This is a genomic window from Williamsia sp. Y721, from assembly GCF_059683565.1.
Genome location: NZ_JCASNH010000006.1, coordinates 88183 through 103144 on the forward strand (window position 1 = coordinate 88183; position 14962 = coordinate 103144).

The following is a 14962-nucleotide window of genomic DNA, read 5'->3' on the forward strand; positions in this document are numbered from 1 at the left end:
GTTAGAACCACGCTGATCCGATGAGCGCAGATCGGGTATCACCTTCGGCACCCTTGTCGTTGGCGCAGGTGTACCAACTCTGACGGCCACCGATCACGATGAAGGAGTCTTCGATGTCGACAACTGCGAGCCTGCATCTTGCAGTCGCGCTGGAAGGGGCCGGTTGGCACCCGGCCGCCTGGCGCGAACCCGATGCCAGACCGGCCGACCTCCTGTCGGCCAAGTACTGGGCCGACCTGATCGCCGACGCCGAACGCGGCCTGATCGACTTCGTCACCATCGAGGATTCCTTCGGACTTCGGCCTGCCACACTCGGCGGGCTCGACGCCCGGACCGACCAGGTCAGTGGCCGCCTGGACTCGGTGTTGATCGCCGCGCGGACCGCGCCGTTGACGTCGAATATCGGCATCATCCCCACCGCCGTCGTGACGCACACCGAACCTTTCCATCTGGCCAAGGCGATCGCCACACTCGACTACGTGAGCACCGGCCGGGCCGGGGTCCGACTGCAGGTCTCTGCCCGGCAACACGAGGCAAAGCTGTTCGGCCGCCGCGTCTTTCCCGAGGTCTCGTACGCAGATCTGTCTGATCCGTCGACTCAGGCCCTGATCGCAGATCTCTTCGAAGAGGCTGGCGATTACGCCGAAGTGCTACGGCGACTGTGGGATTCATGGGAGGACGACGCCGAGATCCGAGACGCTGCAACCGGCCGTTTCGTCGACCGCGACAAACTCCACTACATCGACTTCGAGGGCCGCTTCTTCAGTGTCCGCGGACCCGCCATCACCCCGCGACCCCCTCAGGGCCAACCCGTGATCGCGGCGCTGGGTCATCAGCAGATCCCGTACGAGCTGATCGGCCAGTCGGCCGATGTCGGCTTCGTGACCCCGCACACCGGGGCACAGGCCACCGAGACGATCGCCGCGATCAGATCAGCCCAGGAAGCCGCCGGACGCGCGGCGGAGACCGTTCACGTCTTCGCCGATCTGGTTGTCTTCCTTGATGATTCCGCGCAGGAGGCGGCCGATCGCCGCGCCCGTCTCGATGAGCTCGCCGGTGCGGAGTATCAGAGCGATGCACTGATCTTCGCCGGTACCGCGTCCGGTTTGGCAGATCTGATCGAGGAATTGGCTGCGGCCGGGATCACCGGATTCCGGCTGCGTCCCGGCGCGATCCCCCACGATCTGCAGGCGATCAGCGACGCCGTGGTTCCGGAACTGCAACGCCGCGGCCGGTTCCGCGAGAGCTACACGTCGTCCACACTGCGCGGGAACCTGGGCCTGGATCTGCCGGCAAACCGTTACGCAACAGCCAACCATCACTTCTCAGGGGATCTGATCAACCGATGACCAAGCAGGTACACCTCGCGGCGCACTTCCCCGGGGTCAACAACACCACCGTATGGAGCGATCCGGCTGCAGGCAGCCACATCGAGTTCAGCTCGTTCACCCACTTCGCGCAGACCGCGGAGCGCGCCAAGTTCGACTTCCTCTTCCTCGCCGAGGGCCTTCGTCTGCGTGAGCAGAACGGGCTGATCTACGACCTCGACGTCGTCGGGCGACCGGACACGTTCACGGTGCTCGCAGCGCTGGCTGCGGTGACCGACAAACTCGGGCTCACCGGGACCATCAATTCCACGTTCAACGAGCCCTATGAGGTCGCCCGGCAGTTCGCGAGTCTCGATCACCTCACTGCCGGACGCGCGGCGTGGAATGTGGTGACCTCCTGGGACGAGTTCACCGGACAGAACTTCCGTCGCGGCGGCTACCTTCCACAGGAGCAGAGATACCAACGCGCACAACAGTTCCTGGAGGTTGCCACCGAGCTGTGGGACTCCTGGAACGACGATGATGTGGTTGCCGATCGCGAGTTGGGTACGTTCCTGCGACGTCCCGACGCCGGCACTTTCCATCACACCGATGACCAGTTCGACATCTCGGGCCAGTTCAACGTGCCACGCGGCCCACAGGGACGTCCGGTCATCTTCCAGGCAGGCGACTCCGAGGACGGTCGTGACTTCGCCGCCGCGAAGGCCGACGCGATCTTCTCGCGCCATTCGACCCTCGACGACGGACAGTTGTTCTACAAGGACGTCAAGGCGCGTCTGGCCACGTACGACCGCCTGCCAGAGGAGCTACTGATCCTGCCTGCCGCGACCTTTGTGCTCGGTGACACCGACGCCGAGGCCGCCGAGCGGGCTCATGAGATCCGCCTTCAGCAGGTCAGCGGGCAGACCGCGATCAAGTTCCTCGAACAGCTGTGGAACCGCGACCTGTCCGACCACGATCCCGATGGCCCACTACCTGCCGTTGATCCGGCACCAGGGGAGAACACGGTCGCGAAGGGCCGCGCCAGTGTGCGCATGCATCGGGACCCGCTGGCTGTCGCCGCCGAGTGGCGTGCCAGGGCCGAGGCCGAGAACCTGACCACCCGTGAACTGATCATCGAGGTCACCGGGCGCCAGGCCTTCATCGGTTCACCGGCAACAGTCGCCGCCGAGATCAACAACTTCGTGCAGTCCGATGCCAGCGATGGATTCATCCTGGTCCCGCACATCACCCCGGGTGGTCTCGACGAGTTCGCCGACACCGTGGTTCCACTGCTGCAGGAGCGTGGGGTCTACCGGACCGAATACGAGGGCGACACGCTGCGCGATCACCTCGGCCTACCGACACCCGCCAAACCCCGATGATGTGGCCTTTTGGCGGTGTCGACCTGGGCTTTTACTCGCTATAAGGGCACATCATCGGGTCAGCTCTCCCGCTCGATGAGGCGGTGCGGCCAGGCCTCGTCCGGGATGTCCCGCAATCGGCACGGGACATCGTGGGCGGTGAACCAGCCGCGATAGTGGATCAGCTCACCGATCACCGGATTGCGCACGGTCGCGTCGACCCGGAAGCGGTTGTGTCGGTCGTCCCAGCCCTCGGCGTATTGCATCCGGGCTGCCATGAACCCACGCATGCCGACTTTGGGACCGGAGGTGAGCAGCCGCATGGGTCCGCTCTCGAACACCAGCGAGCCCTCCCTGTCGACCCTGGCATCCAGCGGCCAGAGCAGTTCCGGTCCATCGCCGAAGTAGTCGACCAGACCCTCGCGACCGTCCACCAGGAGCGAGTTCAGCCCCTGGGCACCACTGGTGTAGTTCAGGGATCGCATCACCGCCAGCGACTCCCGGCCGAGTTCGTCTTCATAACAATAATTTTGCATCGTGAAGGGAACCAGGCGGCTGGATTTTGTCGGCATGGCATTGCGTTTGCCGAAGTGCCGCAGCGCGGTTGACACAAGAGGCGAACTGTAAATCGACTCCATAATTCCGGTTGCCGACTGCGCCAAAAGGGATTTCGAATCAATCCCGTAGCGCCACTGTAAGTTTGGATGCAGACTTTCGAACTCTTGACCCAAAACATTCTGGATGACCGAGCTCACTGCAACCCCCCGTTCCGACAATGCGGCATGAGGACTGAATGTACTACGAACGGCCTGCCTAAAATGTTGGGTCGGAGCACGTATTACTGCACAACACAGAGGAGCATCACGTGAGCACTCAGGTCGAAGAGATGGAGTTCGCCGCCGAGACGCGGCAGCTGCTGGATCTGATGATCCACTCGATCTACTCGAACAAGGATTCTTTCCTTCGAGAGTTGGTGTCCAACGCATCGGACGCCCTCGACAAACTGCGGATGGAGTCGTACCAGGACAAGGATCTCGACGCCGACACCTCCGATCTGCACATCCAGATCTCCGTCGATCCCGAGGCCCGCACCTTCACGATCGCCGACAACGGCATCGGCATGACGCGCGATGAGGTCGTCGACCTGATCGGCACGCTGGCGAAGTCGGGTACCGCCGAGGTCCGCAAGAAGCTGAAAGAGGCCAAGGACTCGGCCGCGTCGGAAGAGTTGATCGGCCAGTTCGGCATCGGCTTCTACTCGACCTTCATGGTGGCCGACAAGGTCACCCTGCTCACCCGCAAGGCAGGCCAGTCCCAGGCCACCCGCTGGGAGTCCGCAGGCGCGGGTAAGTACACGATCGAAGAGGTCATCGACGCCCCGCAGGGCACCTCGGTGACGTTGCACCTCAAGCCCGTCGACGCCGAAGACGATCTGCACGATTACACGTCGGTGCCGAAGATCCGGGAACTGGTGAAGAAGTACTCCGACTTCATCTCGTGGCCCATCCGGATGGACGTCACCACCCCGGTACCGCCGAAGGCTGCCGACGCCGAGTCCGACGAGGGCGAAGCCGAGGACGACGCCCCCACCGAGACGACGGTGACCGAGACCCTGAACTCCCAGAAGGCACTCTGGACGCGTCCGCGCTCGGAGGTCACCGACGAGGAGTACGCCGAGTTCTACCGGCACGTCAGCCACGCCTGGGACGATCCGCTCGAAACCATCCAGATGAAGGCCGAGGGCACCTTCGAGTACCAGGCCCTGCTGTTCATCCCGTCGACGGCACCATTCGATCTGTTCATGCGGGAACACAAAGCCGGCGTGCAGCTGTACGTCAAGCGGGTGTTCATCATGGACGACTGCGAAGAACTCATGCCCGAGTACCTTCGCTTCGTCAAGGGTCTCGTTGACGCCGCCGACCTCTCGCTCAACGTTTCGCGGGAGATCCTGCAGCAGGACCGCCAGATCAAGGCCATCCGTCGACGGCTCACCAAGAAGGTCCTGAGCACCATCAAGGACATGCGGACCAACGACCGCGAGAAGTACGACACCCTGTGGTCGCAGTACGGCCGGGTCCTCAAAGAAGGTCTGCTCTCCGACATCGACAACCAGGCCGCCCTGCTGTCGATCATCTCGCTCAGCTCGACGCACTCCACCGACACGGCAACAACGCTGGCCGAATACGTCGAGCGGATGAAAGACACGCAGAGCCAGATCTTCTACGCCACCGGCGAGTCGCGCGAACAGCTCGAACGCTCCCCCCACCTCGAGGCGTTCAAGGCCAAGGGCATCGAGGTGCTGCTGCTCACCGATCCGATCGACGAGATGTGGATCGGATCGATCACCGATTTCGAGGGCAAGCCGCTGCAGTCGGTGGCCAAGGGCGAGGTCGACCTGAGCGGCGAGGCCGACAAAGAAGAGGACAACAAGAAGGACGAGGAGTTCGGCGAACTCCTCACCTGGATGACCGGTGTGCTCGTCGACGATGTCAGCGCGGTGCGGTTGTCGAGTCGCCTGACCGATTCGGCCGCCTGCATTGTCGGTGAGGCACAGAGCCTTTCACCGGCCCTGGAACGGATGTACCGGGACTCGGGGATCCCGATGCCCGACAGCAAGCGGATCCTGGAACTCAACCCGGACCATCCGCTGACGGTCGGTCTGCAGAAGGCGTTCGCCGAGCGCGGCGACGACGACGCACTGCGCCAGTCGGCCGAATTGCTGTACGGCGCGGCACTGTTGGCCGAAGGTGGCACTCCCAAGCAGCCCGCCGCCTTCAGTAAGACGCTGGCTGATCTGTTGACCCGGACGGTCTCCGCCAGCTGACCAACCCCCGATGATGTGGCCTTTTGGCGAACAAAAGCCCAGGCGGGCACCGCCACAAGGGCACATCATCGGGGTCGGGGAGCCCGTTCAGTGGATCCCGAACTCTTTGATCTTCCGATAGATGGTGGCGCGGGAAAGACCAAGTGCGGCTGCGGCTGCGGCCTTGTTACCGTTGTTGTCCAGCAGACTTCGCACGATCGCGTCACGTTCCAGCGATTCGATCTGGGACAGTGTTCGCCGGATCGTGGTGCGACATTCCGCCGGGAGATGTTCGACGTCGATGACCCCACCCCGTCGCACGGCCAGTGTTTCGGTGAGGATGCGGCGTAGTTGGGCAACATTTCCGGGCCACGGATGCTTGCTCAGCGCGCGGACCGCAGCCGGCGCGAGCCGGGCGGTCGACCCGGGATGGATCTGCTCGATCAGATAAGGCACCAGGGCATGAAGATCTTCGCTGCGATGCCGCAGCGCCTGCAAAGTCACCGTGTGTGAGAAGAACGGCAGCAACGTTGCCTCGACTTCGCTGCGTTCGGTGTTTCCGCTGGTGGTCGCCGCAACCCACCCCGTCCCCTCCACCGACTGCAGCAGAAGAGCAACCGGATCCACCAACAACGTTGGTAGCCGGTCGATGTCGGCAAGCAGAACGTTGAAGGCATCACTCGATTCGAGCTCCGCGGACAGCAGGTCCAGGTACCTCTCGTGATCGGCGGCATCACGGATCCCGAGCGTGAGCAGATGGGTGGCCGGGGCCAGTTTGTGCGCGGCCGCGGTCACCAGGGTGGCCCGCCCGGTACCGGGTTCGCCCTCGACGAGCACCCAGTGCCGGTCGGCGTAACAGCGTCGCACCTGGTTGTAGCTGCGCCGCAGTGAAGCGCTGTTCCCGACGAGTCCGGCGGGCAGGGGTTCTCCCTCGATCCAGGTCGGCGACGGGGACGGGGCAACCCAGGCGTCGGGGAAGTCGTCCACCGTCACGTGGAACACGATATTCACTGCACCGGAACGTATTTCGTCGCGATCGGCCACCGAGACCCGCGCGTTCCGTCCACTCGGCAGCTGCGCCACCAGGGTTCGCGTCGCGGCGACGGCCTGCACGTCGAGCGCGTGTTCGAGCAAAGCCGTCTGGTCGCGTGCGTCCAGGGTCCGCCGCAGATAGGCATTCATCAGGACCATCTCACCGGCGACGGCGAGGACTCCGCGGCTGTAGCGGCGGGCAGTCGTGAGGTAGGTGGTCAGCAGCGCGGTCTCGCGTTCGTTGGCCTGGCTCAGCAACTGGTTCTCGATCTGCCTGCTCGCCGACTTCGCGAGCGACAACAGCAACGGATTGGCGTGCTCGGCGCGACAGGTCATGTCGAGCACTCCGAGGAGCGCACCGGAATTCGGATGCCGAATCGGCACGCCCGCACACGCCAATGTCCCGAGCTCTCCGACGTAATGTTCGCTGCCGAGGATGTACGTCGGCTGCCGGGTCTCGATGGTGGTCCCGATGCCGTTGGTCCCGACGAACTGCTCGGCGTAGCTGTACCCGCGCGCCAGCTTCACCTCGTCGAGGGTGCGGTTGATGCCCGCATCCGACGAGAACCGCTCCAGGATGAGCCCCTCCGCCGACGTCAGGATCACGCTGACCGGCTGGCTCGCCATGTCATCGGTGATCGACTTCAACACCGGGCCCGCGGCGTTCATCAGCGGGGTGTCGAGGTCGGGTTCTCGAACGAACGGCAACTCCACCCGGTCGACGTGGATGTGGAGCGCTTGCGACCGTCGCCACGAATCCAACACCGCAGGACGGACGGGATGAGCGGCCCGTCCATCTGTGGTCAGAAATTCCTCGCGGGCCAGCTGCCGTTCCCCTGCTGACCAGCCACGATCGGCGAAACTCGACATCCTCGCAGGTCACCTCCATGACCGGGTGTCAAATTCCGGTCTGGCGCCATCGTAAGAGCGTCTCGGAATGAGACGCGTCTCACATTGAGACGTCCTACCCATCGTAACGAGTGTGTCATCGGTCACAGGGAGCTTTGCGGCTCTCGCCATCGACCGCCCGCGTGCTTGAACGAGGAGGACTGCGTTGAGCAGACAGAGTCTGAGCAAGGCACACAAGAAGATCACAGAACTGTCCTGGGAGCCGACCTTTGCCACGCCGGCCACCAGATTCGGCACCGACTACACCTTCGACAAGGCACCCAAGAAGGATCCGCTCAAGCAGATCCTCCGTTCGTACTTCCCGATGGAAGAGGAGAAAGACAATCGCGTCTTCGGCGCGATGGATGGCGCCATTCGCGGCAACATGTTCCGGCAGGTCGAGCAGCGGTGGATGGAATGGCAGAAGCTGTTCCTCTCGATCATCCCGTTCCCGGAGATCTCCGCCGCCCGGGCCATGCCGATGGCCATCGACGCGGTCCCCAACCCGGAAATCCACAACGGGCTGGCCGTACAGATGATCGACGAGGTCCGGCACTCGACGATCCAGATGAACCTCAAGCGCCTCTACATGAACCATTACATCGATCCCGCCGGCTTCGACATGAGCGAAAAGGCGTTCGCCAACAACTACGCAGGCACCATCGGCAGGCAGTTCGGCGAGGGCTTCATCACCGGTGACGCGATCACCGCGGCCAACATCTATCTGACAGTGGTCGCCGAGACCGCATTCACCAACACCCTGTTCGTCGCGATGCCGTCGGAAGCGGCCGCCAACGGTGACTATCTGTTGCCCACGGTGTTCCACTCCGTCCAGTCCGACGAGTCACGGCACATCTCCAACGGCTACTCCATCCTGTTGATGGCCCTGGCCGACGAGGACAACCGCCAGCTCCTCGAACGCGATCTCCGCTACGCCTGGTGGAACAACCACTGTGTGGTGGACGCGGCGATCGGCACGTTCATCGAGTACGGCACCAAAGACCGTCGTAAGGACCGCGACTCCTACGCCGAGATGTGGCGGCGGTGGATCTACGACGACTACTACCGCTCCTACCTCATCCCGTTGGAGAAGTACGGGCTGAAGATCCCGCACGATCTGGTCGAGGAGTCCTGGAACCGCATCGTCAACAAGGGTTACGTCCACGAGGTCGCCCAGTTCTTCGCCACCGGCTGGCCGGTGAACTACTGGCGCATCGACGCGATGACCGACGAGGACTTCGAGTGGTTCGAATACAAGTACCCGGGTTGGTACGACAAATACGGAAAGTGGTGGGAGGCCTACAACCGGATGGCGTATCCGGGAAAGAACAAGCCCATCGCCTTCGAGTCCGATGCCAACTACCAATATCCGCATCGCTGCTGGACCTGCATGGTGCCCGCCCTCATCCGTGAGGACATGGTCACCGAGAAGGTCGACGGTCAATGGCGGACCTACTGTTCGGAAACGTGCGCCTGGACCGACATCAAGGCGTTCCGTCCCGAATACGAGGGCAGGCCGACGCCGAACATGGGCCGCCTCACCGGTGACCGTGAGTGGGAGACCCTGCATCACGGCCGCGATCTCGCCGACATCGTCAAGGACCTCGGATACGTCCGCGATGATGGCAAAACCCTTATCCCGCAGCCACATCTGCACCTCGATGATCCGAAGAAGCTGTGGACCCTCGACGACATCCGGGGCATCGAGTTCGGCAGCCCGAATGTCGCGCTGAACGAGATGTCCGATGCGGAACGGGAGGCACACATCGCCGAATACAAGGCCGGTGGCCCCGCCGGTCGGCCGGCGAAACAAGCGGCAGGCGTCTGACCCCTCGCCGGGCCCCACCACCCGGCCAGGCGTCTGCTCAGAACTCGGGGGCAGTGTGGTTGCACGCGCCACGCTGCCCCTGGGCTCAATCCATTCACTGCCTCCATCCATCTCAGTGCAAGGACCTCGACCCATGGGTGACACCCACAATGTTCGGTTCGAACCCGTCGACCTCGACATCGAAGTCGACGAGGACGAAACGATCCTCGATGCCGCTTTCCGCCAGGGTGTTTCGCTGATGCACGGCTGTCGCGAAGGGCAATGCTCGGCCTGCAAGTCCTTTCTCCTCGACGGCGACATCCAGATGGACCGGTACTCGACGTTCGCGCTGGCAGACTACGAGAGCGAAGAAGGCTACGTACTGCTCTGCAAGACACACGCGTATTCGGACTGCGAGATCGAACTCATCAACTTCGACGAGGACGAACTGCGCAATGCCGTACCCCTGCAACACCTCAGGACCAGGATCGTCGGTCTCGACGACCTGACCCACGACATCGTGTCGGTCAAGCTGGAACTGCTCGAACCCGAGACGTTTGTGTTCAAGCCGGGGCAGTACGCCGATCTGATGATTCCCGGTGCCGACGAGCACCGCTCGTTCTCCATGGCCACCACCCCCACCATGGCGGGGCGACTGGAGTTCATCATCAAAAAGTATCCCGGTGGCCGATTCTCCGGCCTGCTCGAGACGTCGCTGGCCGTCGGCGACGAACTCGAACTCAACGGCCCGTACGGGTCTTTCACCATCAAGGAGTCCTCTGTACGGCCCATCATCTGCATCGCAGGCGGTGCAGGCATGTCCCCCATCCTGTCCCTGCTCCGCCATCTCTCCGAGCTGGAGAGCGCCGGCGGTGCGCCGGTCCGGCCGGTGCACTTCTACTACGGGGCCAGGACCGCCAAGGATCTGTTCTATCTGCACGAGATCAAGGAGATCGGCAACCAGTTGCCCGACTTCACCTTTGTTCCATGTCTGTCCGAGGAGACCACGGCAGATTGGGAAAGCATGGGCGTGGCAGGCGATTTCGGTTTCGTCACCGAGGTGGTCGAGCGACGCGAGTCCGGAATGGAATCCGCGGACTTCTATCTCTGCGGTCCACCACCGATGGTCGACGCCGCGATGGCATTGCTCGACGGTGCCGGAGTGCGGATCGACCAGGTCCATTTCGACAAGTTCACCACCACCATCCCGCAAGACAGTTGACTCTTCGTCCCCGACCGAGATGCGCCCCGACCGACCGCAACCGAAAGTGAGTTCAAAGATGAGCGCCCCAGCAGCCCCCAAACCCGATACCGGCGGCGAGAACGGGAAACCGGTTCGCAGCTTCCCGAAGCCCCACTTCACCGATGCCGAGGCCGGAGCTCTCGACTTCCCGAGTTCGAAGAGCCGGAGCTACAACTACTTCAAGCCCGCGAAGATGCGGGCCACCACCTACGAGGACGTCACCTTCGATGTCCAGCCCGATCCGGAACGCCACCTCAGCCAGGGCTGGATCTACGGATTCGCCAATGGACCCGGCGGCTACCCGAAGGACTGGACTGCGCTGAAATCAACTGACTGGCACCAGTTCCGCGATCCCAACGAGGAGTGGGAACAGACCATCTACCGCAACAACGCGAACGTGGTGCGGCAGATCCAGCAGAACCTGGCCAACGCAAAACTGGTCGGCGCCTACGACTCATGGACTCCGAGCTGGGCAACGTTCATCGAACGTAACCTAGGTGCCTGGATGCACGCCGAGAACGGCTTGGGACTGCATGTGTTCACCGCAGCACAACGGTCGGCACCGACCAACATGCTCAACAACGCCATCTGCGTCAACGCCGCCCACAAGATGCGGTTCGCGCAGGATCTCGCGCTCTACAACCTCGACCTGACAGACACGATCGAGGGCTTCGACGGCGCGGTGCACCGCGATGTCTGGCAGTCCGACCCGGTGTGGCAGGGCGTGCGCGAGAATGTGGAACTGCTGACTGCCGAGGGTGATTGGGCCGAAGCGGTGTTCGCCACGAACATCATCTTCGAACAGCTCGTCGGTGTCCTGTTCCGGTCACTGCTGGTGATGCAGATCGCAGCCCGCAACGGGGACTACGTCACTCCCTCCCTTGTCGGATCCGGTGAACACGACTACAACCGCGACCTCGGCTACACCAGGGCCATGTTGCGCATGCTGGTGACCGACGCCGAAGACGGTGAGGCCAATCGTGAACTGCTGGCGACCTGGGCGGACAAGTGGATTCCGCTGAGTCTGGCCGCCGCCCGCGAGTTGCAGCCGATCTGGTCGCAGCCGGCCGAACGACATGTGCCGTTCGCCGATTCGTTCGCCGCCGCCAAGACCGGGCTACGGACCGTTCTCGAAGATCTCAACATTCCTGTATCGAAGGAGCTGTCAGCATGAGCGAGATGACCTTTGGCGCCGACATCGGATCGTCCAACATGTGCGGTGTCACCCTGATGAACAACCAGAACGGCTACGTGGTCGCCGAGATCATGGGCCGCAAAGAGGGTGTCGAGATCGAAGAGTTCCCGTCGATGATCCGCGTCGACGGGCAGAAAGTCCTCACCTTCGACTTCGACGAGATCACCAATGCGCTCGGCTCCGAGTTCGATCAGTCCGACTTCGAGGAGATCATGTCCACCCACTACGGGCGGATGGTCCACTTCGACGACCGGACGATGCTGTTCGCCAACCCCGAGGATGCCGCCGAGTTCATCGATTTCGACCTCAAGGTCGTCGAGTAACCCTACCCATCACCAGTATTGGAGCAATCGATGTACAACAAGGATGGCGAGAGCTACTACATCGTGGACAGCCACATCCACTTCTGGAACGGTGGACCACGCAACCAGAAGAACCGGTACGGCAAGGGTTTCACCGGTTGCTTCTATGACTATCACGCGAATCTGTCCCCGGAATCAGAGAAGTGGACACTGGAGAAGTTCGGTAACTACACCGAGGACGACCTGATGCACGACCTGTTCGAGGTCGGGTATGTCGACAAGGGCATCTTCCAGCCCACCTACCTCTCCGACTTCTACATCGACGGTTTCAACACCACCGAACGCAACGGTGCACTGGCAGAGAAACATCCGGACAAGTTGATGACCAACGGCGCCTGGGACCCGCGCAACGGGGAGGCCGGACTCGAGGACCTGGAGAAGCTGGCCGCCCGGTGGAACCTGCAGGGCGTCAAGCTCTACACCGCCGAGTGGAAGGGCAACTCCAAGGGGTACAAGCTCACCGACGACTGGTCGTACCGCTACCTGGAGAAGTGTCAGGAACTGGGTATCAAGAACATTCACATCCACAAGGGACCCACGATCTATCCCCTCAACCGGGACGCCTTCGACGTGGCCGACGTCGACGATGTGGCAACGGCATTCCCGGAGCTCAACTTCATCGTCGAACATGTCGGGCTGCCCCGCCTGGAGGACTTCTGCTGGATCGCCACGCAGGAGCCCAATGTGTATGGCGGCCTTGCCGTTGCGATGCCGTTCATCCACACCCGGCCACGGTACTTCGCGCAGATCATCGGCGAGTTGCTGTACTGGGTTGGTGAAGACCGGCTGACGTTCGCCAGCGATTACGCCATCTGGAAGCCGGCGTGGCTCATCGAGAAGTTCGTCGACTTTCAGATCCCCGAGGACATGCAGTCCGAGTACGGCACGCTCAACACTCAGATCCGCAAGAAGATCCTAGGCCTCAACGCGGCCAAACTCTACGGTTTCGACGTCCCCGAGCAGGCCCGGATCCAGCCCGACGAGTCCGCACCCGCCGAGGAGCCGGTCGGCAGCAGCCCGGCCAAGCCGACCTCGTCATCATCGGCGTCGGTCACGGTATGACTGTCACAAATAGTCCGGCCCGGACGGCCACAAATAGTCCGGCCCGGACGGCCACAAGTGGTCCGGCCCGGACGGTCATCAGCTGGCCCACTTCAATCGGTACGGTCACGGCGGCGACGGCGCGGCGGGTCTGGGATGCACTGGGGACTGTGCGCGATCCCGAGTTGGACGAGCCCATCACCGACCTGCAGTTCGTGACGTCGGTCGATCTGGACACCGCGGGTTCCGGCATCGGGGTTGCAATCCGGTTACGCCTCCCGACGTACTTCTGTGCGCCCAATTTCGCCTATCTCATGGTCGCCGACGCGTACGACGCGGTGGCAGCCCTACCGGAGGTGGACCGCACCGTGGTGCGCCTGGAGGATCACTTCGCGGCCGAGGAGATCAACGACGGTGTCGCAGCGCGGGCCGGGTTCACCGGATCCTTTCCCGGGCTGGCGATCGATGAACTCGAAGAGCTCCGTCAGACCTTTCAGCGCAAGGCCTATCTGGCGGCACTGGAACGGATGTCACGTCGGTTGGCCGCCGATGGTGTTGATGTCGAGCAGTTCTCGGCCCTGACCATCGGCGATCTTCCGGCCGGTCACGAGCTCGATTCCCTCCTACGTCGTCGGGGCGATGTCGGTTTGGGATCGGGGCGGTCCGAGCTGGTCATGGTCGAGCACGATGGCCTGCCGATAGGCGCGGACGTCCTTCCCAAGCGGCTGCGTTTCGCCAAGTCCGTGCGGGTGAGCATCGAAGGCAACGGCATCTTCTGCCGCGGCCTGTTGACAACCCGTTACGGCGACGACATCACCCCCGGAACCGGCAGCAGCGTAGGTGAATCGGCGGGCACCGACCTGGGGATGCCAACGATGAGGAGCGAGTCATGAAAGCGGTGCAACTGTCGGCCTATGACACCAAACCCGAGCTGGTGGACGTCCCCGACCCCCATGCCGGCGGCGCCCTCGATGTGGTGGTGAAGATCGGTGGTGCCGGTGTCTGTCGCACCGATCTGCACATCATCGAAGGGCAATGGGAACAGAAGTCCGGTGTCACATTGCCGTACACGATCGGACACGAGAACGCCGGCTGGGTACAGGAAGTCGGTAGTGCGGTCACCTCGGTCAAGCCCGGCGATCCGGTGATCCTGCATCCGCTGGCAACGTGTGGTTTGTGCCGGGCCTGCCGTGCCGGCGACGATGTACATTGCAGCGCTTCGGCTTTCCCGGGTATCGACAGCGACGGCGGGTACGCCGAATACCTCAAGACCAATGCCCGTGCCGTGGTCAAACTCGATCCGTCATTACAGCCCGCTGATGTCGCGGCCCTGGCCGACGCCGGCCTCACCGCCTACCACGCGGTGGCCAAGGCGGCCCGGTTCCTTCGTCCCGGCGACACCGCGGTGGTGATCGGCGCGGGTGGTCTCGGCCATATCGGGGTCCAGGTGCTCGCGGCACTGTCAGCGGCCCGGATGATCGTGGTGGACCGGTCCGAGCCGGCGCTGGCGCTGGCCGCCGAACTGGGTGCCCATCACACGGTCGTTGCGGACGGCACCCAGGTGCAGCAGGTTCTCGACCTGACAGACGGGAACGGCGCCGAGGCCGTCATCGATTTTGTCGGTGAAGGTGGCGCCATCGAAGACGGTGTCGGGATGTTGCGCCGGGCAGGCAACTACTACGTGATCGGATACGGCGGCACCCTGTCGATTCCGACGATCGACATCATCTCCACCGAGATCAATTTCATCGGAAACCTGGTCGGCTCCTACAACGACCTGGTCGAATTGATGGTCCTTGCGGCGCAGGGCAAGGTGTCGCTGCACACCAGCACCTATCCGCTGGCCGACTTCGCCACCGCGCTGTCCGATCTCGACGCCGGGAACGTCCGGGGGCGGGCCATCCTCATTCCTTAGATCTC

At 62.9% G+C, this 14962-nt stretch carries 12 protein-coding genes; 10 read left to right on the plus strand and 2 right to left on the minus strand.

Going from position 1 to position 14962, the window contains the following annotated elements; all coding sequences use genetic code 11:
• Positions 1-113 precede the first annotated feature (113 nt).
• A complete protein-coding gene (locus AC56PL_RS26655) occupies positions 114-1349 on the plus strand; it encodes an LLM class flavin-dependent oxidoreductase (protein ID WP_497155712.1) in 1236 nt (411 codons plus the stop codon).
• Complete coding sequence (locus tag AC56PL_RS26660; RefSeq protein ID WP_497155713.1) at positions 1346-2692, plus strand: NtaA/DmoA family FMN-dependent monooxygenase; 1347 nt, start codon at positions 1346-1348, stop codon at positions 2690-2692. The genes AC56PL_RS26655 and AC56PL_RS26660 overlap by 4 nt, the downstream gene beginning before the upstream one ends.
• A 59-nt stretch (positions 2693-2751) precedes the next feature.
• Here AC56PL_RS26660 and AC56PL_RS26665 read toward each other — a convergent pair whose 3' ends face one another.
• Positions 2752-3426 carry a DUF4166 domain-containing protein gene (locus AC56PL_RS26665; RefSeq protein WP_497155714.1) on the minus strand — a complete coding sequence of 225 codons (675 nt, stop codon included), beginning with the start codon at positions 3424-3426 and terminating at the stop codon, positions 2752-2754.
• A gap of 110 nt (positions 3427-3536) precedes the next feature.
• Here AC56PL_RS26665 and htpG point away from each other — a divergent pair, with 110 nt between their 5' ends.
• Positions 3537-5495 carry a molecular chaperone HtpG gene (gene htpG, locus AC56PL_RS26670; RefSeq protein ID WP_497155715.1) on the plus strand — a complete coding sequence of 653 codons (1959 nt, stop codon included), beginning with the start codon at positions 3537-3539 and terminating at the stop codon, positions 5493-5495.
• Positions 5496-5582: 87 nt separating this feature from the next.
• Here htpG and AC56PL_RS26675 read toward each other — a convergent pair whose 3' ends face one another.
• Positions 5583-7376: a sigma-54-dependent Fis family transcriptional regulator gene (locus AC56PL_RS26675; protein WP_497155716.1), complete on the minus strand. Its 1794-nt coding sequence runs from the start codon at positions 7374-7376 to the stop codon at positions 5583-5585.
• A gap of 184 nt (positions 7377-7560) precedes the next feature.
• On the opposite strand from AC56PL_RS26675, the gene AC56PL_RS26680 reads away from it, so the two are divergent.
• From AC56PL_RS26680 to AC56PL_RS26710, 7 genes are all read left to right on the plus strand, one after another.
• Positions 7561-9222: a ferritin family protein gene (locus AC56PL_RS26680; protein ID WP_495517094.1), complete on the plus strand. Its 1662-nt coding sequence runs from the start codon at positions 7561-7563 to the stop codon at positions 9220-9222.
• A gap of 133 nt (positions 9223-9355) precedes the next feature.
• Entirely contained in the window at positions 9356-10423 is a 1068-nt protein-coding gene (locus AC56PL_RS26685; RefSeq protein WP_495517093.1) for a 2Fe-2S iron-sulfur cluster-binding protein, read from the plus strand.
• Positions 10424-10481: 58 nt separating this feature from the next.
• Positions 10482-11618 (plus strand): aromatic/alkene monooxygenase hydroxylase subunit beta, encoded by a 1137-nt coding sequence (locus AC56PL_RS26690; RefSeq protein ID WP_495517092.1) that lies wholly within the window; start codon positions 10482-10484, stop codon positions 11616-11618.
• Positions 11615-11962 (plus strand): propane 2-monooxygenase effector subunit MimD, encoded by a 348-nt coding sequence (gene mimD, locus AC56PL_RS26695; RefSeq protein WP_495517091.1) that lies wholly within the window; start codon positions 11615-11617, stop codon positions 11960-11962. Before AC56PL_RS26690 ends, mimD begins: the two co-directional genes overlap by 4 nt.
• 30 nt (positions 11963-11992) lie before the next feature.
• Positions 11993-13063, plus strand: a complete 1071-nt coding sequence (locus AC56PL_RS26700) for an amidohydrolase family protein (protein WP_497155717.1) — start codon at positions 11993-11995, stop codon at positions 13061-13063.
• Positions 13060-13935: an iron-sulfur cluster assembly protein gene (locus AC56PL_RS26705; protein WP_497155718.1), complete on the plus strand. Its 876-nt coding sequence runs from the start codon at positions 13060-13062 to the stop codon at positions 13933-13935. The genes AC56PL_RS26700 and AC56PL_RS26705 overlap by 4 nt, the downstream gene beginning before the upstream one ends.
• Positions 13932-14957, plus strand: coding sequence for an alcohol dehydrogenase catalytic domain-containing protein (locus tag AC56PL_RS26710; RefSeq protein ID WP_495517088.1), 1026 nt, complete (start codon positions 13932-13934; stop codon positions 14955-14957). Before AC56PL_RS26705 ends, AC56PL_RS26710 begins: the two co-directional genes overlap by 4 nt.
• Positions 14958-14962 lie beyond the last annotated feature (5 nt).

Coding starts and splice junctions, on each gene's coding strand:
- AC56PL_RS26655 (WP_497155712.1), top strand. CDS start 114: ATGTCGACAACTGCGAGCCTGCATCTTGCAGTCGCGCTGGAAGGGGCC.
- AC56PL_RS26660 (WP_497155713.1), top strand. CDS start 1,346: ATGACCAAGCAGGTACACCTCGCGGCGCACTTCCCCGGGGTCAACAAC.
- AC56PL_RS26675 (WP_497155716.1), bottom strand. CDS start 7,376: ATGTCGAGTTTCGCCGATCGTGGCTGGTCAGCAGGGGAACGGCAGCTG.
- AC56PL_RS26685 (WP_495517093.1), top strand. CDS start 9,356: ATGGGTGACACCCACAATGTTCGGTTCGAACCCGTCGACCTCGACATC.
- AC56PL_RS26690 (WP_495517092.1), top strand. CDS start 10,482: ATGAGCGCCCCAGCAGCCCCCAAACCCGATACCGGCGGCGAGAACGGG.
- mimD (WP_495517091.1), top strand. CDS start 11,615: ATGAGCGAGATGACCTTTGGCGCCGACATCGGATCGTCCAACATGTGC.
- AC56PL_RS26700 (WP_497155717.1), top strand. CDS start 11,993: ATGTACAACAAGGATGGCGAGAGCTACTACATCGTGGACAGCCACATC.
- AC56PL_RS26705 (WP_497155718.1), top strand. CDS start 13,060: ATGACTGTCACAAATAGTCCGGCCCGGACGGCCACAAATAGTCCGGCC.
- AC56PL_RS26710 (WP_495517088.1), top strand. CDS start 13,932: ATGAAAGCGGTGCAACTGTCGGCCTATGACACCAAACCCGAGCTGGTG.